We start from the raw sequence: 26,987 nt of genomic DNA, 5'->3' as shown, positions 1-26,987 counted from the left end.
GTGAACGACGTGGCGCTGGTGATCTCCGCATTGGCGGTGGAGGAGGTCAGCGTGTAGGTGGCTCCGCCCTCGCCGGTCAGGGTGAACTTGGTGGCCAGGATGTCGTTGGCAGCGCCGGCCAGGGCACTGAAGCCCGTGCCCGTGACCACCAGGGCACCGGTGGCCACGTTGTAGGTGGCACTGGTGATGGTGGGGACGGGAACGTTCGATACCGTGACTGCATTGGTCGCATCGGCAATGTTGCTGCCCGTGACCACGCTGTTCCAGTCGTCGGCGGCAGCCAGGTTGTAGGTGGTACCGCTGGTGGAGGAGGCCCCGTTCTTATTGAAGAGGGCTTCGACCGCAGCGACATCGGCGCCCGCGAGGGTGACGGCAAAGCTGGTGGCCGACGTGATCTCCACATTGCCCGTGGTGGACAGGGTGCGGGTGCCGCCCTCGCCGGTGAGGGTCAGGGTGCTGACCGTGATGTCGTTGGTGGCGCCCAGCGTGCCAACCAGGTTGGTGCCGGTGACGGTGAGGACGTGGGTGGCCGCGTCGTAGGTGGCCGAGGTGATGGTGGGGGCCAGCAGGTTGGAGACCGTGACGGCATTGCCCGTGAGGTCCGCCCCCGAGGTGGTGGTCGCATCCCAGTTGGCGGCGGCGGCCAGATTGAACACCGTGGCGTCGGCGGCGGAAGTACCGTTCTTGTTCAACACACCATTGACGGCCAGCTTGTCTGCAGCGTTCAGGGTGATGGTGAACGAGGTGGCGCTGGCGGCGGTGACGTTGGCTGAGGTCAGCGCGTAGCTGCCGCCCTGGCCGGCCAGGGTCAGCTTGCTCACATCGATGGTGTCTCCGGTGACCATGTTCAGGGCAGAGACCGACAGGGTGCCCGTGGCAGCGTCGTAGCTGGCCGACTGGATGTTGGGCGCGGCGTTGCTGACGGTGATGCCGTTGCCCGTGAGGTCGGCGATGTTGCCGCCGGTGATGGCGCTGTTCCAGTCGTCGGCCGCAGCGATGTTGTAGGTGGTGGCGCTGGCCGAGGACGTACCGTTCTTGTTGAGCAGGTTGCCCACGCCAGCGATGTCTGCACCGCTGAGGGTGATGGTGAAGCTGGTGGCCGACGTGACTTCCACATTGCCGGAGGTGGACAGGACATAGGTGGCCCCGCCTTCGCCGGTGATGGTGAGCTTGCTGACGGTGATGTCGTTGGTGGCGCCCACGGCCTTGACCAGGCCGGTGCCGGTGACCACCAGGGTGTTGGTGGAGCCGTCGTAGGTGGCGCTGGTGATGGTGGGGGCCACCACGTTGTTGACGGTGACGCCGTTGCCGGTGGTGTCGGCGCCGCTGGTGCGGCTGGCATCCCAGCTGGCGGCGGCGGCCAGGTTGAAGGTGGTGGTGTCGGCGGCGGAAGTGCCGTTCTTGTTCAGCACACCATTGACGGCCAGCTTGTCTGCAGCGTTCAGGGTGATGGTGAACGAGGTGGCGCTGGCGGCGGTGACGTTGGCGGTGGTCAGCGCGTAGCTGCCGCCCTGGCCGGCCAGGGTCAGCTTGCTCACATCGATGGTGTCGCCGGTGACCATGTTCAGGGCAGAGACCGACAGGGTGCCCGTGGCAGCGTCGTAGCTGGCCGACTGGATGTTGGGCGCGGCGTTGCTGACGGTGATGGGGTTGCCCGTGGTGTCGGCGATGTTGCCGCCGGTGATGGCGCTGTTCCAGTCATCGGCCGCAGCGATGTTGTAGGTGGTGGCGCTGGCCGAGGACGTACCGTTCTTGTTGAGCAGGTTGCCTACACCGGCGATGTCTGCGCCGGAGAGCGTCAGGCTGAAGCTGGTGGCGCTGGTGACTTCCACGTCGCTGGAGGTGGACAGGACATAGGTGGCCCCGCCTTCGCCGGTGATGGTGAGCTTGTTGACCGTGATGTCGTTGTTGGCGCCGATGGTCTTGACCAGGCCGGTGCCGGTGACCACCAGGGTGTTGGTGGAGCCATCGAAGGTGGCCGAGGTGATCGTCGGGGCGGTGACGTTGCTGACCGTGACACCGTTGCCCGTGGCGTCGGCACCCGACGTGGTGGTCTGGTTCCAGCTGGCGGCGGCGGCCAGGTTGAAGGTGGTGCCGCCCGCCGAGGCGGTGCCATCCTTGTTCAGGATGCCGTTGACGTTGAGCTTGTCTGCGGCGTTCAGGGTGACCGAGAAGCTGGTGGCGCTGGCGGCGGTGACGTTGGCGGTGGTCAGCGCGTAGCTGCCGCCCTGGCCGGTGACGCTGAGCTTGCTCACATCGATGGTGTCGCCGCCCACCATGTTCAGTGCGGAGACTGTGAGCACGCCGGTGCTGGCGTCGTAGCTGGCCGACTGGATGTTGGGTGCAGCATTGCTGACGGTGATGGGGTTGCCCGTGGTGTCGGCGATGTTGCCGCCGGTGATGGCGCTGTTCCAGTCATCGGCCGCAGCGATGTTGTAGGTGGTGGCGCTGGCCGAGGACGTACCGTTCTTGTTGAGCAGGTTGGCTACACCGGCGATGTCTGCGCCGGAGAGCGTCAGGCTGAAGCTGGTGGCGCTGGTGATCTCCACATTGGCTGAAGTGGAGAGCGTATAGGTGGAGCCACCTTCACCGGTGATGGTGAGCGCGCCGATGGTGATGTCGTTGGTGGCCCCCAGGGTCTTGACCAGGCCGGTGCCGGTGACCACCAGGGTGTTGGTGGAGCCATCGAAGGTGGCGCTGGTGATGGTGGGGGCCACCACGTTGCTGACGGTGATGCCGTTGCCGGTGGTGTCGGCGCCGCTGGTGCGGCTGGCATCCCAGCTGGCGGCGGCGGCCAGGTTGAAGGTGGTGGTGTCGGCGGCGGAAGTGCCGTTCTTGTTCAGCACACCATTGACGGCCAGCTTGTCTGCGGCGTTCAGGGTGATGGTGAACGACGTGGCACTGGCAGCGGTGACGTTGGCGCTGGTCAGCGCATAGCTGCCGCCCTGGCCCGTGACGCTGAGCTTGGAGACATCGATGGTGTCGCCGGTGACCATGTTCACGGCCGAGACCGTGAGGGTGCCGGTGGAGGCATCGTAGGTGGACGACAGGATGCTGGGCACGGCGTTGGAGACGGTGATGCCGTTGCCGGTGAGGTCGCCGATATTGCCGCCGGTGATGACGCTGTTCCAGTTGTCGGCTGCAGCGATGTTGTAGGTGGTGGCGCTGCTGGCCGAGCTGGTGCCGTTCTTGTTGAGCAGGGCGTTGACGGCTGCGATGTCTGCACCCGCGAGGGTGATGCTGAAGCTGGTGGCGCTGGTGATCTCCACGTCGCCCGAGGTGGTCAGGGTGCGGGTGGCGCCACCCTCACCGAAGATGGTGAGCAGGCCGACGGTGATGTCGTTGGTGGCGCCCACGGTCTTGACCAGGCCGGTGCCGGTGACGGTGAGCACATTGGTGCTGCCGTCGAAGGTGGCGCTGGTGATGGTGGGGGCCACCACGTTGCTCACCGTGACGCCGTTGCCGGTGGTGTCGGCGCTGCTGGTGCGGCTGGCGTCCCAGCTGGCGGCGGCGGCCAGGTTGAAGGTGGTACCGCCTGCGGAGGCGGTACCGTCCTTGTTCAGGATGCCGTTGACGTTGAGCTGGTCTGCGGCGTTCAGGGTGACCGAGAAGCTGGTGGCGCTGGCGGCGGTGACGTTGGCGGTGGTCAGCGCGTAGCTGCCGCCCTGGCCGGCCACGGACAGCTTGGAGACATCGATGGTGTCGCCGGTGACCATGTTGGCACCCGTGACCACCAGCGTGCCGGTGCTGGCATCGTAAGTGGCGCTGGTGATGAGGGGTGAGGCGTTGCTGACGGTGATGCCGTTGCCCGTGAGGTCGGCGATGTTGCCGCCGGTGATGGGGCTGTTCCAGTCGTCGGCAGCAGCCAGGTTGTACGTGGTGGCGCTGACCGAGGCAGTACCGTTCTTGTTGAGCAGGGCATTGACACCGGTGATGTCGGCACCCGAGAGCGTCACGCTGAAGCTGGTGGCGCTGGTGATCTCCACATTGGCTGAGGTGGAGAGCGTATAGGTGGAGCCGCCTTCGCCGGTGATGGTGAGCGCGCCGATGGTGATGTCGTTGGTGGCGCCCACGGCCTTGACCAGGCCGGTGCCGGTGACGGTCAGCACATTGGTGCTGCCGTCGAAGGTGGCGCTGGTGATGGTGGGGGCCGCCACGTTGCTGACGGTGACGCCGTTGCCGGTGGCGTCGGCGCTGGCACCGGATTGCCAGTTCGAAGCGGCGGCGAGGTTGTAGGTGGTGGTGCTGACGGCAGAGGTGCCGTTGTTGTTGAGCAGGCCGTTGACGTTGAGCTTGTCGGTGGCGTTGAGCGTGATGGAGAACGAGGTGGTGGTGCTGGTGACGTTGGCGCTGGTCAGCGTGTAGCTGCCGCCCTGGCCGGTCAGGCTGAGCTTGCCCACGTCGATGGTGCCGCCATTGGTCATGCCGGTGCCGGTGACCACCAGCGTGCCGGTGCTGGCGTCATAGGTGGCGCTGGTGATGGTGGGGGGCACGTAGTTGGTGGTCGTGGTGCCGCCGTTGGTCGTCGAGACCGTTGCGGTGGCTGTACCGGCGGACCCCGGGGTGTTTTTTGTGGACGCTCCGCCGCCGCCGCTCCCGCCGGCGTTGCCAGTAGACAGCGTGGTATTGGTGCTGCTATCTAGCTTCACCGTGCCACCGGAGTTCCAGATACCACCAGTGCCGGAGCCACCGTCGCCGCCATTGCCGCTCTTGACACTGCCAGGCGCCGTGCCGCCACCGCCGCCGCCACCGGCTCCGACGTTGTTGGTGATGCTGCTGGTGGTGATGGTCAGTGTGCCGGTGTTGTAGATCCCGCCTACGGCATTGCCGCCACGGCCACCGCCGTAGGTGTACCCCGCACCGCCGCCTCCGCCGCCGATGGAGAACGTTCCATTGTTGGCCGTGCCGCCAGCGCCGCCCGACGTGTAGGAACCATAGGTGCCACCCGCCCCGCCCGTGGTTGTGCCGCCGCTCCCGCCCATGGTGCCTCCGCCGCCGGAAAAGCCTGCGCCTTTGCCGCCCGTACCCGCCGAGGTGGGGCCTGCGGCGGCGGGAGGGTTGGTGCCACCAGTTCCACCGTGGGTGGATCCAAACCCACCGCCGCCGCCGCCTGCGCCGCCGCCGCCGCCTGCGCCACCACCACCGCCGCCGCCGCCGGCAGCCTTGTTGCCGGTGATGGTGCTGTTGCTGATGGTCAGGGTGCCGGCATTGTTGATGCCTGCACCCAGTGCGTCGTTACCTGGCAGGCCGTCGGTAGCTCCGGGCGTGTTGCCGCCTGCCCCTGTTACAAAGCCATTGCTGATGGTGAGATTGCTGATGTCGACAGTGCCCGCGGCAATGCTCAACACCCGTCCCATGTTGTTGCCGCTCAGGGTAAAACCACCGCCCACAATCGACATCTGTTGGCCATCGGTCACGTTGATGGTCACTGTGTCGGCTGCTGAGGCAAACGTGATGTTGCCGGTCAAGGTGATGACGTCGGCTGCTCCATCGGTATTGCCTGTGGCGATCGCCGCCTTGAGTTGGGCGACGGTGCTGACGCTTGCGGTGTGCAGCAGGTGTTGGTAGTTCGCCAGGGCCTGCGTATCCAGCGCAGGTGCGGCGTCAATCTGGCCCGTTGTGATCTCCAGGTCCCAATCGCCATTGCGAGCGGCCGTGCCCGTGCCGTCGGCAGAAGCTGCCACGTCGGCACCAGTGGCCTCGGCCAGGGCCTGCACGAACTGGGTGCCGGTCTCGCCAGCTCCCACATCGCATCCATACAGCAGCAGGTCGCCTTCGGGCCCGAGTGCAGCGCCAATGGTCTTCAGATCGGCCTGGTGTGCCTCCAGGTTGCCGGCAAAGAGCGGTCCATTGCCCAGCAGCAGCACCCCTTCGTCGCCGTGCGAGACCACGCTGATGGAGGCCAGGCCATGCTCGCCCTCCAGGGCCTTGGCCATCTGGGCCACACCATTCTCGTTGGGGTTGAGCACCACCACCTTCACACCCGGCCGGGTTGCGGCGACGATGGACTCCAGGTCGGGAACGCGGCTGTCGATGAACAGGAATTCTTGCGCGGTCAAGCCGTTGGTTTGGAGAGATGTCATGGTGCTGATGTCGGTATGGTTTGGAGACGATGCCGTTGCGCCTGGCGCAGGCTATCCGGGCTTCAATGGGAGGATAGTCAACTGCAACGCCTCGGGGGCAGGGCTTGTGCAAGGCGGGGAGTGGTCGCTGTGCGTTGGAACCCGCCGCGCATGCTTTGTCCCAGACCGGTTGGCGGTACCTGGCGGCAAGAGGCCGTGGGCAAAAGCTGCGCAGAGCTAGCGCAAGGAGATGGATCCTGATGAAGGTCTGCCAAGGCAGTCATGGGCGTTGACTGCGAATGGGCGCAGCGATCGAAGCACTCAGGGTGCGGTGGGATGAAAGTAATGGAATCCCCATTTTGGGTCAAACGATATATTGCCTGGAGGCGGCGAAGGCGCTCTGGCCAACCGCATTGCCTGCGCTGGGCGCTGTGACCGTGGCTCCGACTCAGCGCTGTTGTGGCAGTGGCGGCGCGGGCATGGCTGCTTTGGCTGTGACCACATTGGCCCGGCTGCCAGCCTGGTCCTGCCAGAACGACAGCTTGCTGTATTGCTCAAACAGGTCGGGCGGCAAGATGGTTTCACGCCGCTCCAGGCCCACCTGCGGGCGCACCTTGTGCAGGCCGTGCAGGCCCAGGGCTTCGTCGAAATCAGGCGCGTCGTACTGCACCTTGCTGAAATCGTGTTCGAACGCCGGCTCGCCCAGGAACAGGTAGATCAGCGGCAGCACCTTGTCGGGCGCCTGGGCCAACAGGTCGTAGTCAACGAGCAGCAGCGACGAGGCATGTTCGCCGTAGAAGGCCTCTTTCAATGCCGTCCAGGGGTAGCCCACCATGCGGTTGCGCTGGGCCAGCGTGTCCACGCGGCTGTAGACGGTGTTGCGCTCGGTATCGTCGTTGAACAGGCGCGTGATCTCGAACGGGTTGGATCGGTAGCGCCTTTCGATGCTGTCCATGACCCAGGCCACGTTGCGCACGCAGGCGATCAGCTTGGCACCGGGAAACATCTCCATGAGGGCGGGCATCTGCGCGCTCCACATGCGATTGGTGTCGAAGATGACTTCCTTGCCGGCCTGCACCTGGTCGGCATAGTAGCCATCGAACAGGCCGCGTGCCAGGCGGTGGCGTTGTGCCTTGGTGACCACCGGGCCGAACTCGCTGCCCGCGCCGAGCTGGTTGAGCATGCCGCGGAACAGCGTACCCACCGGGCTGGTCATGCCCGCATGAAAGCGCGGGTTCTGCAGCAGCAGCGCCGACAGCAGGGTGGAGCCCGAGCGGGGCAGGCCGGTGATGAAGTGGTAGCGGGGCGAGGAGGGTGGTGTCATCGGGAGAATATGGCCAGGCGCCGGGGCATAAGGAAAGAGCCGCTACCACGCAGAAGGTGCGCCCCTTGTCGTGGTCAAACGGTTGTGCAAACCAATTATTGCCATAAAGAAAGTTTTTCACGCAAATGAATTGCCGCCGCTGTTCCGGCCAGATGAGCGCCGAGGTGAAGGCGGCACGCGGCACGCGGGTGGCATCGGCGGTTGCCCAAGACGAGGCGCGGCTCGCTACCGCTGCGGCAGGACTTGTTCGGGGTTTTGCCGGTACCGGGCAAAGAACTCGCTGAGCGAGGCCGCGACCCGCACGGGCAGGCTGCCTCGGCGCAAGGGGTCGGCGAAGACTTCCGACTGGCCACTGTCCGTGGTTCTGAGCCGAAAGACGTGGCTGTGGGTGAGGACGTCGGCAAACTGCACGCCCCATTCGGAAGGCGGGCCCTGGTTGGCGCGGCTGACTTCCTGGAGGGACCACAGGCGCCAGAACTCGCCGTCCATCGTCGCCATGCCCCCCAGGGTGCTGTAGAGGGTGAGCACCTCGGCGGTGGCGGGCTGGCCCAGTTGGGCAAACAGGGCCTCGATCTGCGCGGGCTCTTCGGGCGGCAGCAGGTCGGCCCCGTCGATGCGCCAGCGGGGCAGAAGGGCGCGGAGATCGGCAGACAAATCCATGGTGGACTTGTCTGCCGGGATCGTGACGCCCGCAAGAATTCCGTGGGCCAGGGCCGGGCCCAGCCTTGTCAGGCGAACTCGATCCCCTTGGCGGCCAGCCCCACCAGGTCAATGCGCACCGCCGTTGCATCCAGGTTGGCCGCCATCACCACCAGATCCGCCGCCGAGACCCCGCCGGCCATGATGTCGGTGAGGATCTTGAGCTCCCCACTGGTGCCCGCCCGGCCTGTGACGTTGGTCCACAGGGTCTGCGCGATCTGGGTGGGGGTGCTCGCCCCCAAGAGCTGCAGCCCCAGGCCCGCAATGGTCTGGCTGCTGGCCCCGGCATCGAGCAGGCGAATCACCTCGCCCACGATGCCCTTGTTGGCCAGCAGGGCCGGGCCGCCCAGGACACCGAGCAGCTTGGCCGCCTGGCCCGCATGGCCGTTCAGGTCCAGGGCCAGCTTGGTATCGCTGAAGCTCACGCGTTCGACCCGCGTCACATCCAGCATCGCCCCATCGGTCATGCGCTGCAGTGTGAAGGATCCATTGGCGTTGGCCTGGATGTGCGTCTGCGCCAGGGTCGCGGGGATCACCACGGTATCGGTGCCCGCACCGCCATCCACATAGCGCGCCAGGCCCAAGGTCGGGCTGATGGTGTTGTTGCCCGCATCGCCGGTCACCGTCACTTCGCGGATGGCATCCACGCGGATCGCTCCGGCCGCAGCCATGCCTTCGAGCAACTGCGCCGGCGTCTTGCCCGCACTCTGCTCGGGGAACACCTGGGCGAACAAGGTTGCCACCTCCAGCGCGGTCTTGCCCGTCAGGCTCTGGATGATGGCGCCTTCGCCCTGGTTCAGGTCGCGGCCCAGCCACTTCTGGAACAGGAATGCAGCGGCTTCCTCGGCCGCACTGTGCGCCACCGTGAGACTCGGCCCGCTGGCAAAGCGCACCTGCTCCACATCCACGAGCCAGTCGGAGACACCCGAAGCCGTGTGCGTGAGCTTGATGCCGGCGCCTTCCAGGGTGACCGTGTAGTCGCTGCGCGCCCCCTCCTGGATCGCCACATCAAAGCCCGTACCGCCATTGAGTTTGTCGCTGCCCGTGCCACCGGACAACAGGTCATTGCCCGCACCGCCAAACACGGTGTCATCGCCGGCATCGCCATAGACCTGGTCGTCCCCGGCCTCGCTGCCCACGGTGTCGTTGCCACCACCGCCGTGGATGACATCGTTGCCCGGTCCCAGCACGATGGTCTGGTTGCCGCTGTCGCCGCTGGCCATGTTCCGGCCGGCGCCGCCAACGATGCGCACATGGCCCACCACGGCCACGAACTCGATGTGGTCCACCTGGATCACCGTGCCCGAAGGCAGGGCACGCGCATCGATGATCACCGCCTGCTGGCCATCGGCGGGGTTGGCGCTGCCGTTGATGACCAGGGGGCGGGAGCCGTCGTAGCCGGCACCGATGGTGGGCTTCAAGATCTGCACGCTCAAAGGCTCGGTGGGCGAGAGCGTGGCATAGAACACCTGGCCGGCATGGGTCAGCTCGGGGTTGTCGCCGGCAATGCGCTCGATGCGGAACCCCAGCTCGGCCAGGGCGGCCGAGCCTGTCGTGGTGGTGGTCAAACCCTCGGCCGACAGGCCCACGCCCGTGGGCACACTGACCGAGACGATGGGGGAACCGCTGGGAGAAGTGACCAGGGGGATATCGGCCAGCGGGGTGCTGCTGCCCGGGGTGTCGGGCCGGGTGGGCAGCACCACGGGGATGGTGATGACGGTGGAGCCGCCGGGGCCCGGGGCGGTGGTGACGGGCACGCCGTCCACCGTGTTGGGGGGCGGGGTGCCGGGGCCGGGGTCTGCCGGGGTGTTGTTGGTCACCACCGTGGCGGCCAGCGTGGCGGCATCGTTGCCGGCCAGGTCCTGCAGGGCGCTGGCGTCGTCGCCGGCCGTGGGGTCGGTGTAGGCCACCGTCACTGCCTGGCCATTGGCCACGGGCGTGGTCAGGGTCAGCGTCACGGTCTTGGCCACCGCATTCACCACCGCCGCCGTGACTGCGTTGGCCACAGCCCCCACCATCACGGTGAAGGCGGCGGGGGCAGCGGTATTGACCGCATCGAGCGAGCCCGCATCGGTGTAGGTCAGCACCAGCGTGCTGCCATTGACGGTGGCCGAAGCCAGCACCGGGGCAACGGGGTCGATGGTCAGCGCCAGGCCCGGCGAGGCGGCGCTGGCATTGCCCGCCGCGTCCGATGCCTTGGTGGTCAGCGTGTGGGCGCCGGCTGCCAGCGGTGTGCTGGTGATGGACCAGTGGCCCGCGCCGTCGGCGGTGGTGCTGCCGCGCACGGTGCTGCCATCGGTGTCGTACAGGGTCACGGTGCTGCCGGGGTCGGCCGTGCCCGTGAGGGTGGGCGTGGTGTCGGCGGTGATGCCGTCGCTGGGGCTGCTGCCGGTGTCGCTGGCGGCGCCGAGCGTGGCGATGCTGGGGATGGCGGGGGCGGTGGTGTCCAGCGTATAGACCTCGCCAGCGGTGTAGCCGCCCGTGATGGCCAGGCCCGCGCCGTTCTGGATGCCGGTGCCGCTGTTCTTGAGGTCCAGCCGCAGGTCGCCGTCGCCGCCCAGGCCGCTGGCGGTCAGGGTCCAGGTGGTGCCGCTGCCGCTGATGCCGGTCACGCTGCCTGTGGCCGTGCCGGTGGTGGTGAGGCTGAAGTCGGCGGGGTCCACGCCGGTCACGGCCTGGCTGAAGGTGACGGTGTAGTCCACGCTGCTGGCATTGGTCAGCGCCGTGGCGCCGGTGCGCACGATGCTGCTGACCGAGGGGCCGGCGGTCACCACCAGGGCGAAGGTATCGCTGGCGCTCAGGCTGCCATCGCTGGCCGTGACGCGGATCTGCAGCGTGCCCGCGTCGCCCGCCGCCGGGGTGCCGCTGAAGCTGCGGCTGCCGGGGGTGAACGTGAGCCAGGCCGGCAATGCGCCGCCGCCGTCGAGGGTGGCCGTGTAGGTGAGCGTGGTGCCGGCGTCCACGTCCCCAAAGGCATTGGAGGCGAAGGCGAAGTTGAAGGCCTGGGTGGCCTGTGCGGCCTGGTCGGGCAGGGGGGTGGCGAGCGTGGGCGCCTCGTTGACATTGGTCAGCGCGATGGTGAAGGCCTTGTCCACGCCCAGGCCGCCCGCGTCGGTGCTGCGCACGGTGACGGCATAGCTGGCCTTGGCCTCGTGGTCGAGCGTGGTGCCCGCCTTGAACTGCAGGGTGCTGCCGCTGACGGCGAAGTCGCCCGCGTCCGCCCCGCCGACAATGCTGTAGGTGAAGCTGTCGCCCGCGTTCGGGTCGGTGGTGGACAGGGTGCCGATGGCCAGTGGCGTGGCCGTGGGCGTGTTCTCGGCCACGCTGCTGGCCGAGAGCGCGATGTTGATGGGGGCCTCGTTGACCACGGTGACGGCGCTGCCCGTGCCATTGGTCACCGCCGCCTGCCCGCTGGCCATGCGGCTGCCGCCGGGGGCGAGGGTGACATCGGTGTCGCCGTCGATGGACAGGCGGTAGGTCTGCCCGTTGGCCAGACCGCTGCGGTCGTTGAAGAAGGCGCTGATGCGGTAGGTCTCGTTGCCGCCCTGGGCCACGGAGATGGCCAGGCCCGAGAACGTGATCTCGTTGGTGCCCGCGTTGTAGGTGCCCACCACGTTGGTGGCGTCGGGGCCGCTCAGGCGCCAGGTGACCTTGCTGAAATCGCCCGTGCCCGAGGTGTGCACCTTCAGCTGCGACACCCCCAGCGCCAGGCCGTCGCTGCCGCCGCCATCGGCGAGCCGCAAGTCGAACACGTCCACCACCTCGGCCGCGGTGTCGGCCGTGCTGGGCAGGCCCACGGGCTCGCTCACGCCGGTGCCGGCGGTGAGCGTGCCGTCGGCATTGGTGGCGGGCACGGTGTTGTTCAGGTAGAGCTTGACGGCCCCCGCGTAGAGCGGCACCGTCCAGTTGCCGGCGTAGAAGGCCACGGCCACGTCGATATCGCCGTCACCATCCACATCGCCGGCCGCCAGGGCCTGGCCGGGCACCGGGCTGCCGTTGTACATGAAGGCCGGGTCCTGCAGCACCACGCCCGAGTCGGTGAACGCGCCCGCGCCGTTGTTGAGCATGATCTTCTGGCCCAGGCCGTCGAGGTCGCCATCGCCGTCCACATCGGCAAAGCTGCCGGGCGCCTCGGCCCGGGTGAAGACCTGCAGCTGGTTGCCCAAAGCGCCGCTGCCGTTGTTCTGGAACAGGATGAGGTTGGCGGCGGCGCCGTTCAGGCCACTGACCAGGGCGTCGGCGTGGCCGTCGCCCGTGAGCTCGGCCGACAGGGCCGCGCCGCCGAAGGCATCGCCCAAGCTGCTGTGCGGGGTGAAGCCGCCGCTGCCGTTGTTGGCCAGGATGCGCACGCCGTTGTCTTCGACGAGCACGGCATCCCTGTCGCCGTCGCGGTCCAGGTCCACCAGCGTCAGGGCCACCGGGTCCGAGACCTTGGCGGGGCTGGAGTCCAGCGTGAATGCGCCGGCGCCGTTGTTCTTGTAGACCGCGTAGTTGCCCTGGAAGATGCCGATCAGCACATCCAGATCGCCATCGCCGTCGAGGTCGGCGATGTCTGCCGCCTGGATGTTGCTGCCGATGGTCCCGCCCGCGCTGAAGGTGCCCGTGCCGTTGTTCTGCCACACCTGCAGGGGCGACTGGTAGCTGCGCGTGACCAGCTCCAGCTCGGGGTCGGCGTCCAGGTTGACCAGCCACGACTGCACGATGCGCGCCGCGGGCAGGCTCTGGTGCAGGCTGAAGTTGCCGGCGCCGTCGTTCTTCCAGATCTGGCTGGGCTGGTTGCCGCTGGCCTTCTCCACGCCGATGAAGATGTCCAGATCGCCATCGCCATCGAGGTCGGCGAAGCGGGCCGTGCTGGCGCTGGAGTTGTCGGTGGCGTTGGCGTAGGACCAGAGGGTCGGGCCGGTGGTGTAGGCGAGTGCCATGCGCGGGCTTTCGTGGGCCGGTGGGTGGGCCGGTAGGTGGGGCTGGTCAGTGCGTGGTGGGTTTGATGACGCTGGCGGCGCTGCGCGTATCGGTGCGCCAGAAGGCCATGTCCTGGTACTTCTCGAAGATGTCGGGCGGCAACAGGGTCTGGCGCTCGCGCGGCGCCACCTTGCGGTGCACCTGGTGCATGCCGGCCATGCCCATGGCCTCGTCGAACTGCGGTGCGTCGTACTCGACGTTGTCCACATCGTGGCCGTCGAACCAGGGCTCGCCGATGAAGCCGTAGACGAGCTGCAGCACCTTGAGGGGCGCGCGCACCAGCAGGTCGTAGTCCACCAGCAGCAGCTGGCCGGCGTGCGGGCCGTAGTAGGCCTCCTTGAGCGCCGCCCAGGGAAAGCCGATCAGCCGGTCGTGCCGCGCCAGCGCGGCCATGCGGCTGTAGATGGTCAGGCGCTCGGCCTCGCTGGCGAACAGCTTGGTGTTCTCGAACGGGTTCTTGTGCAGCTGGTTCTCGATGCTGTCCATGATCCAGGGGATGTCGCGCACGCAGGCGATCATCCGGGCCCCGGGGAACATGTCCTCGACCAGGGGCATCTTGGCGCACCACAGGCGGTTGGTGTCGAAGACCACCTCCTTGCCGATGGCGCCGTAGTACGCGTCGAACAGCCCGCGCAGGATCTGCTTGCGCATGGGCGGGTCGATCAGCAGCGACAGCTCGCCGCCCGCGCTCATCAGGCGCAGGTTGGCCGTGACCAGCCCGCCCACCGGGCTGGTCATGCCCGCATGGAAGCGCGGGTTCTGCAGCAGCAGCGCGGACAGCAGGGTGGAGCCTGCGCGCGGCAGGCCGGTGATGAAGTGGTACTTCTGCACAAGGTTCCAGGGGCCGGTGAAGACACGGCGCGCACAGGCATGCCGGACGGCTGCATTGCCACATCTGGCAACACCAGGAACGGTTTGTAGCCCTGCGGTGGCGGGCGGTAAACCCTACCGAGGGAGGGGCGCGCGCGCTGGAAAGTGGAGCGGATGTGGCGCGGCCCACACCACGCTGGTGGCACCGTGGCCGCGTCTTGTGCGTGGTGCTCGCGGCGAGGAGCATTCCCCGCCAGTGGCCTGAACGGGTTGCCATCCACCCCGGTGGCTGGTACGCATTTGGTGTACCGACGGGCCGCCGAGAAGGTGCCCCAGGGGTGCTGGCCGCTGCATCCCTGGACTGGCGCAGCAGACCGACAGCCAGGCGGTGAAATCCACAGGCCAAAAAGATGGGGGCCGGCAATGCGCAATGTGCAAAGATCCGCTCGGGCAAGGACGGCAGGGATCCTTGTCCAGACCCACCAGCCTGTAGAGTCCATACCTATGAAATCTCTCTCGTCAGTGCTCGAGCTTCAGTTCTATATCGGATTCTTTGGAACGCTGGCACTGATGCCGGTGCTGTATGGTGTGCAAGCCATCTGGGGTGTCTTCGATGATTCGGGGACTCCTGTCTGGGTGGACCTGATCATGGTTTTTGTGGCACCACTGCTATGTGGCATCTCATCTTCCTTGACGGGCCTGGCCGCCTATCCGGTGCTGCAACTGCTGCAGCGCCGAGGCATCGTCAAAGACCTTCTGTAGGCGTGCCCCATCCGCGGCACAGTGCCGGCATGCCGGATGCGACTTCGGCGTGGTCGAGCGGTGGCGTTTGCCCATTGGCTTGTCCAACGGCTCCAGCCACAGCCCCCGCCCTGGGTCTGCAGCGGCGAAGGGCTCAGGCTGGGCTGAACGCCAATCGGTATGGGCCGAAAGCCGGCGCAAGCACCCGGCGTCTGCGCACTCCTACTCCTTGATATTCACGCTCTGCACCACCTTCAGGTTGCGGGCGTATTCGGCCTGCACGAAGCGGGCCAGGTCCTGGGCCGAGCCGCTGCCGGGCAGGGCGCCTTGCTCCTGCAGCTTGGTGCGCACTTCAGGGGTGCTCAGCACGGCGTTGAGTTCCTGGTTCAGGCGCGCGACGATGGGGGCGGGGGTTTGCGCGGGGGCGAACAGGCCGGTCCAGGCCACCGGGGCGTAGCCCTTGAGGCCGGGCATTTCGTCGAAGGTGGGCACGTTGGGCAGCGATTCGAGGCGCTTGGTGCCGGTCACGCCCAGGGCCTTGAGCTTGCCGCTTTGCACGTAGCCGGGCACCGCGCCGGCGCTGATGAGCATGGCGGTGTCCACCTGCTCGCCGATCACGTCGGTGGCGATCTGCGCTGCGCCGCGGTAGGGGATGTGGGTGACGTAGATGCCGCTGCGCTGCTTGAGCAGCTCCATCGACAGGTGCAGCACCGTGCCCACGCCCGAGGTGGCGTAGCTGGTCTTGCCGGGCGAGGCCTTGGCGAGCTTGACGAAGTCGGCATAGCTGGCCACGCCCAGGCCGGGCCGGGCCACCAGCACCATGGGGGCCGTGTTCACCAGGCCCACGGGCGCCAGGTCCTTGAGCGGATCGAACTTGTACGCGGCGGGGTTGACCAGCTTGCCGATGGCAATGGTGCTGTCGGGCGCGGCCACGAGGGTGTAGCCATCGGCCGCCGCCGCGGCCGCCTTGGCCACGCCGATGGCGCCGCCGGCACCGCTCACGTTCTCGATCACCACCGATTGCTTGAGCCGCTCCGAGAGCCGCGTGGCCACCATGCGCGCCACAAAATCGACACTGCCGCCAGCGGAGTAGGGCACGATCAGCGTGATGGGCTTGGCCGCTGGCCAGGCCGCAGGCGCCGGTGCCTGCGCATGCGCCGGGCCCAGGGCCAGCAGGGGGAGGGTGGCGGCGAGCAGCGGGGCAGCAAGGTATCGCATGGTGTGAAGGTCTCTCGGTGGGGGGCTGTGCGGTGGGGTGGTGTGCAGAGGGGTGATGTCGTCAGGCCAGGCCGTGCGCGGCGCGCAGCGCATCGAACTGTGCGCTCCATTCACTGCGCCAGCGGCGGCGCTGCGTGTCGTCGATCCAGGCGCCGTCCAGGCCGTTGTGCATGAAGCCGCGCAGGTCATCGAGGCCAAAGCCGAAGTCGCGCACCATCTTGAGCCAGGCCCCGGTGGGCGTGACCTGGTGCAGCGTGGGGTCGTCGGTGTTGGGGTGGATGCGCAGGCCCAGTGCCGGCATGTGGCGTATCGGGTGGTCCAGCGCCCAGCGCTCGGGCGCCAGCGTGCGCAGGTAGTAGGAGTTGGTGGGCACCACGGTAAAGACCACGCCGCGCTCGGCGCACTCGCGCGCGAAGGCCGGGTGGTCGACCACCGTGTAGCCGTGGTCGATGCGGTCCACCTGCAGCACGTCGAGCGCGGTGCGCACATTGGTCCAGGGCATGCCGAACTCGCCGGCGTGCGCGGTGGTTTTGAGGCCGGCGCGCTGCGCGTCGCGGTAGGCCTGCACAAACAGCTCGGGCGGCCGGTCGTTCTCGCGGTAGTCGATGCCGATGCCGACCACCTCGTCGCAGCGCTGCGCCGCCACCCACTGCACCATCTCCACCGCGGCCTCGGGCGAGGCCTCGCGGTCGATGGCCGCAATCAGCCGGCCGGTGATGCCCCACTGCTGCTCCGCGTCGCGGATCGCGCGCACGATGGCCGCCTGCGCCAGCGGGTAGGCGATGCCCGAGGCGTGCACCGTGCCGGTCGGGTTCCACGAGAACTCGGCATGGCGCACCGTGTGGGCCGCGGCGTCTTGCAGGTATTCAATCGTCAGCTGGTACAGGTCGTCGGCGCTGCGCACCAGCTCTGCATCGAGCGCGCGCAGCACGCGCAGCACGCCCACGGGCTTTTCGCCGCGCGTGTAGAAGCCCTGCACCTCCTCATCGGCCAGCGGTGCGCCGGCGCGGCGGTTGAGTGCGGCAAAGGTCGCCTGGCGCACCGTGCCGAACAGGTGGCAGTGCAGCTCCACCTTGGGGATGGCGCGCAGAAAGGCTTCGAGGGGCGCGCCGGCGTCGGCGTCGGCGGGGGCGGAATGCGGGCTCATGCCGAAGTCTAGGCACACCCCGCAGATAAGGAAAATTTCAAATTTCTATATATTCATTCATTGGATCTATAACCGCCGATGCAATGAAAGCCAAGCCATGGGCACCACCACCGCACTCCACGCGCTCACCTTGCGGCAGCTGCGCTTTTTCTCCGTGCTGGTCGAAGAGGGGCATTTCGGCCGGGCGGCGCGCCGGCTGTCCATCACCCAGCCGGCGCTGAGCAACGCCATCAAGCAGATGGAGCGGCTGGTGGGGGCTGCGCTGCTCACGCGCTCCACGCACCAGCTCGAACTCACGCCGCTGGGCGCCGAGGTGCTGGCGCGCACCGACTTCGTGGTGCACACGGTGGACAGCGCCCTGAAGGACATCGACAACACCGTGCAGCGCGGGCGTGCGCTGGTGCGCATTGGCGTCATCCCCTCGGCCAGCGCGCGCGTGGTGGCGGCGGTGGGGGAGTTTCTTGCCGAAGAAGAACAGCAAGGCGCCGCCGCTGCGCCGGCCCAGCGCAGCCGCATGGACCTGGCCTGGCGCGACGCCCCCTCCACCACCCTGCTGGCCGAGGTGCGCAGCGGGCAGCTCGACCTGGCGATTGCCGCCATCACCGAGCCCCCGGGCAGCCTGGTGTGCACCGACCTGTTCCGCGACCCGCTGGTGCTGGTGCTGCGGCGCGACCATGCGCTGGCCCGGGCCGACAAGCCCGTGGCCTGGCAGGACATCGGGCACGAGCGGCTGGCGCTGTTTGAAAGCGGCAGCATGCCGGCGCTGGGCGAGTCGCCCCGCGCGCAGTTTGCCCAGCATGCCGAGCCCTACCGCGTGAGCTACGCCGAAACGCTGTACGCCCTGGTGCGCGGCGGCATGGCGCTGGGCCTGATGCCGCAGCTGTACACCGCCACGCTGCGCGACCCGGACCTGGTGGTGCGGCCCCTGGTCACCCCGCACATCGAGCGGCGCGTGGTGCTGGTCTACCAGCCCGGCCCCATGCGCAGCCAGGTGGTGCAGGCGCTGCGGGCGTTCTTGCAGGCGCGCCTGGCTGCGCCAGCGCCCAACAAGCCCCCGCGCCGGGTGGCGAAGCAGCGCGTGCGGGCCCGCTGACGGCACCCGCGCCGCCCCCCAGATGGCCGTGGCGCCGGGGGGCGTTGGTGCACCCACCCTGCCCAATTGGGTGTGGACCGGCCCGGTGACCGCAGGGTATAACCCAGCGTTTCGCCCCCCAGGCTCTGAGGACCCACCTGATGACGATGCTGCGCCGCTTTCTGGGCCATTCTCTGGGCCATTCCCTGGGCCGTTTTTCCCTGCGCTGTGCCGCTGCCCTGGGCCTGCTGCTGGCCGCGCCGGCCCACGCGGCCGAGGTGCAGCCTGCCGACTACGAGCGCATGCGCCTGCGTGCCATCAACACCGGGCATGCGCCGGTGCAGGTCAACCTCACGCCCTTGGGCAAGGCGTTCGAATACCTGGTGATGGGAGAAAAGGCCTACACCGCCTTCACCCGCCAGGCGGCGGATGCGCTGCTGGCCGAGCTGGGCAGCGAAGTGCGCCAGGGTGGCAAGGTGCTGGGCATCGGCATGGTGCACCTGTGGGTCACGGCGCGAGGCCTGGAGCTGCTGCGCGCGAGCAGCATCGCCACCGCGCTGAGCCGGGGCTCCGAATGGAACCACCACATCCTGCTGGGGGACCTGGACGGCAGCCTGGCCGCTACCGACCAAAAGCTGCGCAGCCAGGGTAAGGTGGACGTCGAGGTCACCGTGCACGTGGAAGGCGCGGGCATCACCATCGACGCGGGCACCGGCCGCAGCAGCCTGGAGTTCAACCACCCGGCCCAGCCCGCGCTGGCCCGCGCCGCCGCCAACCAGCTGCTGGCCGATGTGGGCGTGCCACCGGGGGCCTTCACCACCCGCAACCGCACCGGCACGCTGGTGGTGCTCGACTCGCTGAGCGCCGAGCGCACGGGCACCGTGGTGCTGCGCGCCGACGAACTGGGCCTGGTCGAGCTCGCGCGCCACCGCTCGGTGATCGCCATCCGCCCCCTGGGCTGGCTCAACGACACGCCCCTGCGCGCAGACCCCTTCGCGCTGGACCAGGCCCGCCGCTACGGCCGCGCCACGGCCATCATCAGCCTGCGCATGGGCTATTCGGGGCCAGTGTCCACGGCCACCAGCAACGCCCAGCGCCAGTCCTACCGCCGCATGCTGGAGGACGCGCTGGCGCCCTACACACCGCTGCAGCCGCCGCAGTGGCTCGACGGAATCGGTGCGGTCATCATGGACCTGGACCTGGCCAGCCTGGAGCAACTGGCCGCCTCCAGGGACATGCGCCTGTGGGGCTTCGGCGGCAACCGGCCGATCAGCGTCGGCAACTGAAAGGCGTCCGCGGCCTTGCGCCAAGGCGTGGGGCCAGGAGGCCGGCGCGCCAGGCCCTGGCACCTTCTGTAAGAAAGTGTTCTTTTGGGCGCGCGCCATGTCGATCTGGCGGGCCGTCGTTCGTCGAGTGCTTAGAGCCTGTTCAAAGTCTTTTTGAAGCCGCGCAAGTCCCTTTTCGGGATGGGATGCAAGGCGCGGGGTGCAGCCAATAGCTCGGCTATTGGCAAGCGCCGCAACGCCGCAGACCGCCCGAAAAGGCACTTGCCCGAAGGGTTGGGGCGAAATCGGGCGACTGGACGCCCCGGCTGCTTGCATGGGCATGAGCCCATGCGGCGCATCCGAAGCATCCACTCATCCCGATTGCGCCCCAACGCGGCTGCAAAAAGACTTTGAACAGGCTCTTACGGGGTGCCCATGGCGGGCACGTCGAATGATCGTCAACCCAACAGGAGTCAAGCCATGTCTTACATCGATGGTTTCGTGATCGCCGTCCCCACCGCCAACAAGGAAAAATTCGCCGCGCACGCGCGCCAGCTCGACCCGATCTTCATCGAGCTGGGCGCCCTGCGCGTGATCGAGGGCTGGGGCGACGACGTCCCCGACGGCAAGCTCACCGACTTTCGCCGCGCGGTGCAGGCCACGGCCGAGGAGACGGTGGTTTTCTCGTGGGTCGAATGGCCCGACAAGGCCACGCGCGACGCAGGCATGAAGAAAATGATGGAAGACCCGCGCATGGACCCGTCCAACCCCGCCAACCCGCCCATGCCCTTCGACGGCAAGCGCATGATCTTTGGGGGCTTTGAGGCGGTGGTGGAAGTGAAGGCCTGAGCGGTCGCAATCGCTGGCTCTGCGGGGCGGCTGCTGGCCGGTGCAGGCCAACGGCAGCCTCGCCCTGCCACACCGCACCTACTTCGGCATGCAGGCCGCGAATGGGGCCTTGGGATCCCGCATGCCGTCCGCAGAAGCTCCCGTGCTGAATGGCTTGTCAAACTGCCGGGCCCCCTTGTCGCGGGCGGCGCGCGAGCGCATGACGTCGACCGGCACCCAGCGATTGTCCTCATAGGCAAAGTTCAGCAGGTAGACAAAGCGGCTCGAATACCACCGGCCATCGCCCGCGGTGACCGGCAGTTTGCGGGCCGCTTCCTCCCCCGGGGCCTTGACGTGGGCGACCACCTCGGTGATCTCGATGAAGGCCGAGAAGGGGCGGATCAGTGAGTCCGTCTTCTTCACGTCGTAGCGCACCTCGATGGGCAGGCGCGCCGTCTTGATCCACGACTGCAGCGGGTCGTCGAAGCCCACCTCGGTGGCCGGCTTGGCCGCGTACGCCGCCTTGCAAACCGCCACCAGCGCCTTGAAATCGGCCACCGCATCTGGGGCCGCCCAGGCCGGGGCGCAGCAGCCAAGGGCCAGCAGGGTGGCGAGCAGGGATTGCTGGCCGATGGGCCAGAAGGGGGAACCGCAACGCTTCATGTGTTTGCCTGGGGCTTGTGGTGGTGTGGTGGTTGATTGTGCCGGTCCCATGACCATGCCCATGCCGGATTCACCGGTAGCGCTTGCGGCGCGCGCGGTGCATGGCCAGGTCGTCGGACATCGACTTGTCCCTGCCCGCGCCGAAGGGCCACCCATCCGGCCATCCCGGACAGCACCGCGGCAAGAATGGCCATGGCGAAATCCATGCCCTTGAGCAACGCCCAGACGCTCGCGGTGCCATGGGTCAGCGCCATGTCGGCCCGCACCGGCTGGCCCCGCGCATCGGCTATGGCCACCGGGATGGTCGCAGCCACCTCCTGGGCAGGGGGTGGGCCGCTGCTGGCGGCCGGTAGCTTGGGTGTTGGGGAGCATTCAACGGGCATTACGCTGGGAGCGTGAATATCTACTGGTGGCCGGGTTTCAGCCCTCGAACTCCAGCCAGGCATCGGCGTGGCGCCGCGACGATGGGCCCAATGCAGCAAGAAACTGCGGGAGCAGGCCCAGTTCACTCGCTGAGGCGACCAGCCCCTCAATGAACCCGGTGGCTGCCACGGTCACCAAGGCCATATCCCCGCTCTGCATTGCAGTCTCAACGAGCAGCATCGCCCGCTGTGTCTCGGCGGCGGCCGGATTCTGTGAGACTTCCAGCAACCGATTGGCAAAGCTCGACAAGAGCGTTGTCTCTGGCGGCTCTTGCGGCGCCCAGTGCTCACCAGCCTCCTCCAAGACGGGTCTCAGAACCGGTGAGTTGGCCAGCGCCTCGATGAATGCGCGAGTGGATGTCTTCATGCAGTGAACGCGTGCGCGAACCTCTCGTTGTGGGCAGTAGGCGCCTTGATTGCCGTGGCTCGAAGCGGGCCCCGAATTCAATAGCGGGCCATGGTAGAGCCCCCAATGACCTTGCCATCGCCGCTGAACTGCAGGTAACAGCTGTGGCGCCCCAGCCTTATCGACATGCGCAGCGGCGAATCGGAGAAAACACTCGCGTGGGGTGTCTTGCCTACCAGGTCTTTGACGTCCTGCTGGGTCTTTCCCAAGTGTTCGTTGCAAAAGCGGTCTGCCTCCATGGCCTCCAGGCTTGACCCCGCTGCCACGAAAAGCCAAATCGCGGCGCCAAGTGCAACCAGGGCTCCAGCAACTCTGGAAGCAGACAACCCAACGCTTTTCCATGAAAGTCTTGGCATCTCAATGTATTCGCTTACGGCCGATGACAGTCATCCTGGATGGATGCCCAACCGGCGAGGCCGCATGCCTGGCCCGCTCGCCATTCACGGGCACCGAACGGGCCTCATGTCGCAGATGCCCATGATCTCCACCCGCGCATTGCGGATGTCAGGGGGCTGGACGGCCGGGTGGCGACTCCCCCGGCTTACAAGGCAGATCGACTCCCGCTGGACCCCATAGAGCACCAGCAGGTCTGCCACGTTCGATGCCCGGTCGAGTGCCAGCCTGTTGCCGCCATCGGGGTGGTGCTTCACCTCACCCGCGTCGGCGTAGCCATCGACGTACCAGTTCTGCGCTTCGCATTGCATGGCGAGCCGCGAGACCATGCGCCCCAGCATCTCGCGTTGCGGCGCGGTGATGCCCGTGGCCCCGGGCGCAAAGGTGACGTCTGCGTTGAATTTGGGAACTCTCACGATCACCGGTAGCGGAACATCGGGAGCCCCACCCTGCGCAGTCGCCACCAGCGGCACCGTGGGCAGCAGCAACAGCGCGCACGCCAGGAGCCGCCGCGCGGTGGTGCGGGTATTCGCCAGGGCAAGGCGCATGCACATTTCCGAAGAGGGCGTGCGGTTGGTGGTGGCAAGCGTCATGGGCTGGCCGCCACCGAGCGCCGCATGAGCGCATTGGGAATGACGACACCGCGACGCTCCGGATACCTGTGCTCCACCACGGAGAAGCCAAATTTCTCGTAGAAGGCTTGGGCGGCCCGGCTCACATCCGAGGTGAGTTCGTCGATTCCAAGGGAGCTGGCTTCGGCGAGCAGGTGCTTCATCAGCTCGGTGCCAACCCCCCGCCTGGGGTAGGCGCCCGAGACAAAGAAGTGGTCGATGTAGCCATGGGGCTGCAGATCGGCGTAGCCGGCAATCGCGCCATCCAGTTCCGCAACGAAGGGATTGATGCCGCGAATCCTGTTCGCCCAAAGGTCCATGTCCAGGTCCCGGGGCGCCCAGGCCTGTACCTGCTCGGGTGTGTAGTGCTGGCTCGCCACGCGGTGAATGGCCGAGTGGTACACCTCGAACAAGGCCTGCTCTTCACCGGGCCTGTAGCGGCGAATGTCGATTGCTTTGTGCATAGGGCCTCCATCATCTGTGAAAAACCAGGGCATCGAACATGGGCCTGGGGGATTGCGGTGTCCGCCATCGCGTTGGGTCGCCTTCTTGGGGGCACAGGCCCTAGACTGTCGCTATCTGCCACCACCGGACCTTCGCCCCCATGACCCATTCACGAACCAAGCTGGAGGCTGCGGCGGGCAAGCTCATCAGTGCGATTCAAAAGGAGTGGCATTGCGAAGCTGGCCAACCGGAGTCGGCTGTGAGCGAGGCAGTCATGCATTCGGCCCACGAGCTGCTGCAGGCCAGCAAGTCCGGGTCGCTCGCGACGGTCATTGGCTCAGGCCCCGTATCCTCATACCTGGGCGACCCATGGGTCCAGGCGCATCCGCGAGTGGTGCCCTATATTGAGGCACTTGAAGCAGCCTGTTGAATATCAGACTGCAACCGGCCAGAAGGCGACACTGGCGGCAGTTCTAAACTCACCTGAAGCTAGGAAACATGTACGCGCTGTACCGCTTGGGCTCCGTGCATCACGACCCTGATGCCCTATGGCTTTTGTACGAATGGGGAGCCTCGTTCACAAATTCTGAGTGGCGCCCGTGCGTCGAGCATTTTGTGGGCGAAGTTGCGAATCAAGGTCACATCGTTGAGGGGATGCCATCGCCTCCGTTTGTCGAGGGTGAGGACTTCGTAGAGGTCGCCTACCTAGTAGATGGGGTGAAGACAGTTTTTACCTCAGACCATCTGTTATCGCTGATCGTCATTACATCGGAAGACTCTAGTGTCCTGCGTGGTGTGTGGAACCACATTGGTACGAAGGTCGGTTGGGTTGATTGATTGAGCAGCCAATGTCCGCTTCGGGCCCAAAGCAGCCAGCCGTCGGACCAAACTACCCCAAAGCTGCCGTTGATTCACCACCCGCTGGCTTGCAGTCCAAACCGCGCTGACCCAGCGGCCGGTGCCAGTTCACGTCAGTTTGCAAAAATGGAGCGCCTGTGCGATTTCGAACCCTCTTGATGGCTTCCGCCTTGGGCGTTGGCGTGGCATGGCTGGCGCTCAACGCTTTCGGACTCTGGGTGGCGTTCCATCCTTTCGGGCGCGATGCGGAGCGGACCGCTTGGCTTGTCCCGCTCCTTCAAGTCCTTTCCTGGCTGCCCTTCGTGGCCCTTGGAACCCTCCTCACGTCCTGGGTGTTTCGCGGGCTTTCCGTGGTGGGGGGTCTTGTCGCCGGTCTGGCCGCCTCGGCCGCCGTGCTGGGCGCTGCCTTCTACTACGCACCGGGAGAGAGCCTCGCGGACGTCGCTTCACTCGCGTGGCTCCACCTGCTGTGCCCCGTGGCACTCTTCCCCGCTTTTGTCGGCCTGCTGGCCAACAGGTCGTTCAAGCAGATGCCGCGCAGCGGTGCCGATTAACCCCAACGTCAAAACCCACGATGGGACGATCACGCATAGCCCTTGCTCTGGCAGGTGCGGCCATCGCAGCCATTCTTCTTTGGAATGTGAGCGCTGCATCGGACAACACGTGGATAACCAACACCACGGCGGCGATTGAGCCAACGGATGGGCTCCCAACAACTGTGTGGATGCACCGCGCCGGTCCTGATTTGATGGTGGAACTGAGAAACTTCCCTTCGTACAGAAATCAGTTCAAGCAGCCGGGCATTTCCAAAGGCCCAGACGGAAGTGTCACGGTGTCCTTGGAAAGTGCATCGTCTGGTTTCGTGTCCAACAAGAGCGAACAACTCACCCATGTTTCAATGAAGCTCCCCTCGCAGAGCATTCCGTCCCAAAGCAGAGTGGCATTTCGAAGCGATGACTATGACCAGGTGTTTGTGAGCGGTGTTGCGCCCTGAGCGCAGGGTGGCCGGTTGCCGAAGTCTAGCCGCCTGCGGCGGCTTGCGGTCAATGCAGGGGTGACCAGCCGTTGACGAGCTGGTTGTAGCGCCCCCGTGATGTCTGGGTCACCAGAACCTCCACGGCCATTTCCATCGTCCCGGTGGCGGTGCGTGAATCTCTGACTTCGGAGATACGGGCTTTTCTGGATCGACCACCGGGGGCGCAGGACATCCCAGTTGGACCCACTCAAGGTGCCGCAAATCGATGTATCCGATAAGTCCGGTCTTCATCGCCGTCCTCGCTGCCTCTACCCCTTCGGTTCGATAGAGCACACGAACCGCCTCGAGTTCTTTCCTCAATTCCCTGTACATGAACTCTGTCAAAGGAGGGCGCAACGGCAGTGGCACGAACGGCAGTTCATCCAGCATTTCCCGGACGCTGGTGCAGTGGGCATGAAATTTCTGCAGGTCGGGTGCCAGTGGGCTGAAGCCCCCGCACGCCACCATCGCCAGTTCAATGGCCCGGTCGGCATATTTCCACCGAGACGACGCATCCACCAGCAGCGGAAGATATTCGGGCTTGGGCGCAAGCAGCACCAGCAATGCGCCGTAGTTTGCGCCACGCCACCCGTGGTTGAGCAGCAGATCCTTCACGATCGGGAACGTGAGAGCGCCAGTGACCCTTCGGCAAATGTAGAAGGGCTCCAGAGGTTCACATCTGACGTCAGGATAGAGCTTCAAGAACTTCCGGTAGCCTGTACCCGCCTGCACCATCGTTGAGATGGTTCCCAATACACCAATGCCGCTGAGGTTGACTGCGGGCCAAGGCAATGCAGTTATCAGCTCCAGTTCATCCCCGTAGAACGCGGACCAGGTGTCGCCATGGTTCAAGGCCATCTCCGTGAAGGTAGCGTCCTCAGTGCGCAGGTTCACTCGGAGCGATGTCGAGGTGAAGGTGGCGATCCAGTGGACGGTGTTGTGGCCCTCGCGCTCGTGCAGCAACAGGGCATCGGGCTCCACATGAAGCAACGAACCTTCCAGCTCCTTGGATCTCATGAACTCCAGGGCGATGCATTCGACCTGTTGGAGGATCTCTTGCGGGGACAGTTTGCACAGGGGACGTGCCATGGATGATCGCTGGATGCGGGGAGGTCTGCTTCTGGTGGCATGGCCTTGAAAGCGCGACCGAGACGGGGGCTGCCGCCCGCTATCGGCCGATGACAGCCATCCTAGCAAGGCAGATCGTGCAGTACCCGGATGTGGGGCAGGCCCCTTCATTGCCGCTTCAACGGGGTATCCCGTCCTCTGGCGCGCCGAGGCTCAGAAGCAGACATCCGGCAAAGGGAATAGCTGCTGCGGCACCTTCTCGAAGGTGTCGCCCTGCCGCCGGAGCTTCATCGACGTGATGCACCCCTTGCCAAAGCTGACCGAGATCTGGTCACCATGCTCGCTCACCGAGAATTCGCGCTCGGACCGGATGCCCACGTTGATCAAGGGCACTGCGAAATCCAGGATGCGGATCGCCAGCTCCGTGGGCATATCGGTCGGCAGCCGGGCGGTGACGGTCATGTCGTCGATGACCCGCGTGAGCCGTTCGTGGTAGCTGCAGGTCCACTGGGCACCTGGCGCCCGTTGGCATGAGCCCAGGCGGTGGCGGCGGTGCCCTGGCCCCGTGTCGAAACCATCGATCTGGAAGCTCGCCCACTGCGCGCCGGGTGCGCCGCCGGCTGGCTCGTCGTTTGCGTACACACCGGTGACCATGAGCAGCGCATCGGGCCGTGGCAAGGCAATCGCGGCGCGCAAGCGCGCCATCTCTGCATCGCCGAGTGGGATGGTCAGCCTCTGTGGTTCGGAGGCGGGCTTGAACGGGGGCATGGCGGCCGCGCCCGCACAGGCCAGCAATGCCAGCAGTGCCAGCCCTGCATTGGCCAGCGCGCGCCCGGGCCGGAGCCCCTTTTTCGTTCGCATTGGATGTACTCCCATGGGCTTGTCTCTCTTTCTCTCTCTCTTTGGGCTGTGCAGCATTGCGCGCCGCAGGCCGTGTGCGACGGCCGCCCTCCTGCTTTGCTGCGCAGGCCTTGAGCGC

General features: G+C 66.6%; 20 protein-coding genes. 7 read left to right on the top strand and 13 right to left on the bottom strand.

Features of this window, described 5'->3' with window-relative positions; translation table 11 throughout:
* The 5 genes from AC3WOH_RS27530 to AC3WOH_RS27510 form a co-directional block, all read right to left on the bottom strand.
* The coding region (locus AC3WOH_RS27530) for a DUF4347 domain-containing protein (RefSeq protein WP_492232492.1) at positions 1-6,083 on the bottom strand (6,083 nt) is incomplete at its 3' end.
* 427 nt (positions 6,084-6,510) lie between these two features.
* On the bottom strand, positions 6,511-7,386 hold the full coding sequence (locus AC3WOH_RS27525; protein WP_492232491.1) for a sulfotransferase family protein: 876 nt from the start codon (positions 7,384-7,386) through the stop codon (positions 6,511-6,513).
* A 225-nt stretch (positions 7,387-7,611) separates the two neighbouring features.
* The gene (locus AC3WOH_RS27520; RefSeq protein WP_492232490.1) at positions 7,612-8,046 is read right to left on the bottom strand and encodes a hypothetical protein; all 435 of its coding nucleotides are present in this window, start codon (positions 8,044-8,046) and stop codon (positions 7,612-7,614) included.
* A gap of 68 nt (positions 8,047-8,114) precedes the next feature.
* Positions 8,115-13,007, bottom strand: a complete 4,893-nt coding sequence (locus AC3WOH_RS27515) for a SwmB domain-containing protein (RefSeq protein WP_492232489.1) — start codon at positions 13,005-13,007, stop codon at positions 8,115-8,117.
* Between the two features lie 46 nt (positions 13,008-13,053).
* Positions 13,054-13,878: a sulfotransferase gene (locus AC3WOH_RS27510; RefSeq protein ID WP_492232488.1), complete on the bottom strand. Its 825-nt coding sequence runs from the start codon at positions 13,876-13,878 to the stop codon at positions 13,054-13,056.
* A 483-nt stretch (positions 13,879-14,361) separates the two neighbouring features.
* Between AC3WOH_RS27510 and AC3WOH_RS27505 the strand changes: the two genes are divergently transcribed.
* Positions 14,362-14,619 (top strand): hypothetical protein, encoded by a 258-nt coding sequence (locus AC3WOH_RS27505; RefSeq protein WP_492232487.1) that lies wholly within the window; start codon positions 14,362-14,364, stop codon positions 14,617-14,619.
* Between the two features lie 201 nt (positions 14,620-14,820).
* Here AC3WOH_RS27505 and AC3WOH_RS27500 read toward each other — a convergent pair whose 3' ends face one another.
* Together AC3WOH_RS27500 and AC3WOH_RS27495 are read right to left on the bottom strand one after the other, a co-directional pair.
* Positions 14,821-15,816 carry a Bug family tripartite tricarboxylate transporter substrate binding protein gene (locus tag AC3WOH_RS27500; protein ID WP_492232486.1) on the bottom strand — a complete coding sequence of 332 codons (996 nt, stop codon included), beginning with the start codon at positions 15,814-15,816 and terminating at the stop codon, positions 14,821-14,823.
* Between the two features lie 61 nt (positions 15,817-15,877).
* Complete coding sequence (locus tag AC3WOH_RS27495) at positions 15,878-16,963, bottom strand: adenosine deaminase family protein (RefSeq protein WP_492232485.1); 1,086 nt, start codon at positions 16,961-16,963, stop codon at positions 15,878-15,880.
* A gap of 97 nt (positions 16,964-17,060) precedes the next feature.
* Here AC3WOH_RS27495 and AC3WOH_RS27490 point away from each other — a divergent pair, with 97 nt between their 5' ends.
* From AC3WOH_RS27490 to AC3WOH_RS27480, 3 genes are all read left to right on the top strand, one after another.
* On the top strand, positions 17,061-18,056 hold the full coding sequence (locus tag AC3WOH_RS27490) for a LysR family transcriptional regulator (RefSeq protein ID WP_492232484.1): 996 nt from the start codon (positions 17,061-17,063) through the stop codon (positions 18,054-18,056).
* Between the two features lie 140 nt (positions 18,057-18,196).
* Positions 18,197-19,321: a hypothetical protein gene (locus AC3WOH_RS27485; RefSeq protein ID WP_492232483.1), complete on the top strand. Its 1,125-nt coding sequence runs from the start codon at positions 18,197-18,199 to the stop codon at positions 19,319-19,321.
* A 459-nt stretch (positions 19,322-19,780) separates the two neighbouring features.
* Positions 19,781-20,149, top strand: a complete 369-nt coding sequence (locus AC3WOH_RS27480) for a DUF1428 domain-containing protein (RefSeq protein WP_492232482.1) — start codon at positions 19,781-19,783, stop codon at positions 20,147-20,149.
* Positions 20,150-20,227: 78 nt separating this feature from the next.
* Here the strand turns inward: AC3WOH_RS27480 and AC3WOH_RS27475 are convergent, their stop codons facing one another.
* The 4 genes from AC3WOH_RS27475 to AC3WOH_RS27460 all read right to left on the bottom strand — a co-directional run bounded on the left by AC3WOH_RS27475 (position 20,228) and on the right by AC3WOH_RS27460 (position 23,087).
* Positions 20,228-20,854 (bottom strand): hypothetical protein, encoded by a 627-nt coding sequence (locus AC3WOH_RS27475; protein WP_492232481.1) that lies wholly within the window; start codon positions 20,852-20,854, stop codon positions 20,228-20,230.
* Between the two features lie 357 nt (positions 20,855-21,211).
* Positions 21,212-21,580: a DUF7674 family protein gene (locus AC3WOH_RS27470; protein ID WP_492232480.1), complete on the bottom strand. Its 369-nt coding sequence runs from the start codon at positions 21,578-21,580 to the stop codon at positions 21,212-21,214.
* Between the two features lie 479 nt (positions 21,581-22,059).
* Complete coding sequence (locus tag AC3WOH_RS27465) at positions 22,060-22,605, bottom strand: OmpA family protein (RefSeq protein ID WP_492232479.1); 546 nt, start codon at positions 22,603-22,605, stop codon at positions 22,060-22,062.
* Complete coding sequence (locus AC3WOH_RS27460; RefSeq protein WP_492232478.1) at positions 22,602-23,087, bottom strand: GNAT family N-acetyltransferase; 486 nt, start codon at positions 23,085-23,087, stop codon at positions 22,602-22,604. The genes AC3WOH_RS27465 and AC3WOH_RS27460 overlap by 4 nt, the downstream gene beginning before the upstream one ends.
* 140 nt (positions 23,088-23,227) lie before the next feature.
* Between AC3WOH_RS27460 and AC3WOH_RS27455 the strand changes: the two genes are divergently transcribed.
* The 3 genes from AC3WOH_RS27455 (at position 23,228) to AC3WOH_RS27445 (ending at position 24,919) form a co-directional block, all read left to right on the top strand.
* Positions 23,228-23,497 (top strand): hypothetical protein, encoded by a 270-nt coding sequence (locus AC3WOH_RS27455; RefSeq protein WP_492232477.1) that lies wholly within the window; start codon positions 23,228-23,230, stop codon positions 23,495-23,497.
* A 586-nt stretch (positions 23,498-24,083) separates the two neighbouring features.
* The gene (locus AC3WOH_RS27450; protein ID WP_492232476.1) at positions 24,084-24,479 is read left to right on the top strand and encodes a hypothetical protein; all 396 of its coding nucleotides are present in this window, start codon (positions 24,084-24,086) and stop codon (positions 24,477-24,479) included.
* 20 nt (positions 24,480-24,499) lie between these two features.
* Positions 24,500-24,919, top strand: a complete 420-nt coding sequence (locus AC3WOH_RS27445; protein WP_492232475.1) for a hypothetical protein — start codon at positions 24,500-24,502, stop codon at positions 24,917-24,919.
* A 108-nt stretch (positions 24,920-25,027) separates the two neighbouring features.
* Here AC3WOH_RS27445 and AC3WOH_RS27440 read toward each other — a convergent pair whose 3' ends face one another.
* The gene (locus tag AC3WOH_RS27440) at positions 25,028-26,029 is read right to left on the bottom strand and encodes a hypothetical protein (RefSeq protein ID WP_492232474.1); all 1,002 of its coding nucleotides are present in this window, start codon (positions 26,027-26,029) and stop codon (positions 25,028-25,030) included.
* A gap of 192 nt (positions 26,030-26,221) precedes the next feature.
* Positions 26,222-26,869: a hypothetical protein gene (locus AC3WOH_RS27435; protein WP_492232473.1), complete on the bottom strand. Its 648-nt coding sequence runs from the start codon at positions 26,867-26,869 to the stop codon at positions 26,222-26,224.
* Positions 26,870-26,987: the final 118 nt, after the last annotated feature.

It is taken from the genome of Acidovorax sp. FW305-C-20-28, assembly GCF_058783375.1.
This window is presented reverse-complemented; position numbering and strand designations above follow the sequence as displayed.

Excerpts from the sequence above, each read along its gene's own strand:
- AC3WOH_RS27525 (WP_492232491.1), bottom strand. The coding sequence starts at position 7,386 with ATGACACCACCCTCCTCGCCCCGCTACCACTTCATCACCGGCCTGCCC.
- AC3WOH_RS27435 (WP_492232473.1), bottom strand. The coding sequence starts at position 26,869 with ATGCGAACGAAAAAGGGGCTCCGGCCCGGGCGCGCGCTGGCCAATGCA.
- AC3WOH_RS27445 (WP_492232475.1), top strand. The coding sequence starts at position 24,500 with ATGGGACGATCACGCATAGCCCTTGCTCTGGCAGGTGCGGCCATCGCA.
- AC3WOH_RS27465 (WP_492232479.1), bottom strand. The coding sequence starts at position 22,605 with ATGACGCTTGCCACCACCAACCGCACGCCCTCTTCGGAAATGTGCATG.
- AC3WOH_RS27485 (WP_492232483.1), top strand. The coding sequence starts at position 18,197 with ATGACGATGCTGCGCCGCTTTCTGGGCCATTCTCTGGGCCATTCCCTG.
- AC3WOH_RS27440 (WP_492232474.1), bottom strand. The coding sequence starts at position 26,029 with ATGGCACGTCCCCTGTGCAAACTGTCCCCGCAAGAGATCCTCCAACAG.
- AC3WOH_RS27520 (WP_492232490.1), bottom strand. The coding sequence starts at position 8,046 with ATGGATTTGTCTGCCGATCTCCGCGCCCTTCTGCCCCGCTGGCGCATC.
- AC3WOH_RS27515 (WP_492232489.1), bottom strand. The coding sequence starts at position 13,007 with ATGGCACTCGCCTACACCACCGGCCCGACCCTCTGGTCCTACGCCAAC.
- AC3WOH_RS27450 (WP_492232476.1), top strand. The coding sequence starts at position 24,084 with ATGGCTTCCGCCTTGGGCGTTGGCGTGGCATGGCTGGCGCTCAACGCT.
- AC3WOH_RS27480 (WP_492232482.1), top strand. The coding sequence starts at position 19,781 with ATGTCTTACATCGATGGTTTCGTGATCGCCGTCCCCACCGCCAACAAG.
- AC3WOH_RS27495 (WP_492232485.1), bottom strand. The coding sequence starts at position 16,963 with ATGAGCCCGCATTCCGCCCCCGCCGACGCCGACGCCGGCGCGCCCCTC.
- AC3WOH_RS27475 (WP_492232481.1), bottom strand. The coding sequence starts at position 20,854 with ATGGGCATGGTCATGGGACCGGCACAATCAACCACCACACCACCACAA.
- AC3WOH_RS27455 (WP_492232477.1), top strand. The coding sequence starts at position 23,228 with ATGACCCATTCACGAACCAAGCTGGAGGCTGCGGCGGGCAAGCTCATC.
- AC3WOH_RS27460 (WP_492232478.1), bottom strand. The coding sequence starts at position 23,087 with ATGCACAAAGCAATCGACATTCGCCGCTACAGGCCCGGTGAAGAGCAG.
- AC3WOH_RS27490 (WP_492232484.1), top strand. The coding sequence starts at position 17,061 with ATGGGCACCACCACCGCACTCCACGCGCTCACCTTGCGGCAGCTGCGC.
- AC3WOH_RS27505 (WP_492232487.1), top strand. The coding sequence starts at position 14,362 with ATGAAATCTCTCTCGTCAGTGCTCGAGCTTCAGTTCTATATCGGATTC.
- AC3WOH_RS27500 (WP_492232486.1), bottom strand. The coding sequence starts at position 15,816 with ATGCGATACCTTGCTGCCCCGCTGCTCGCCGCCACCCTCCCCCTGCTG.
- AC3WOH_RS27470 (WP_492232480.1), bottom strand. The coding sequence starts at position 21,580 with ATGAAGACATCCACTCGCGCATTCATCGAGGCGCTGGCCAACTCACCG.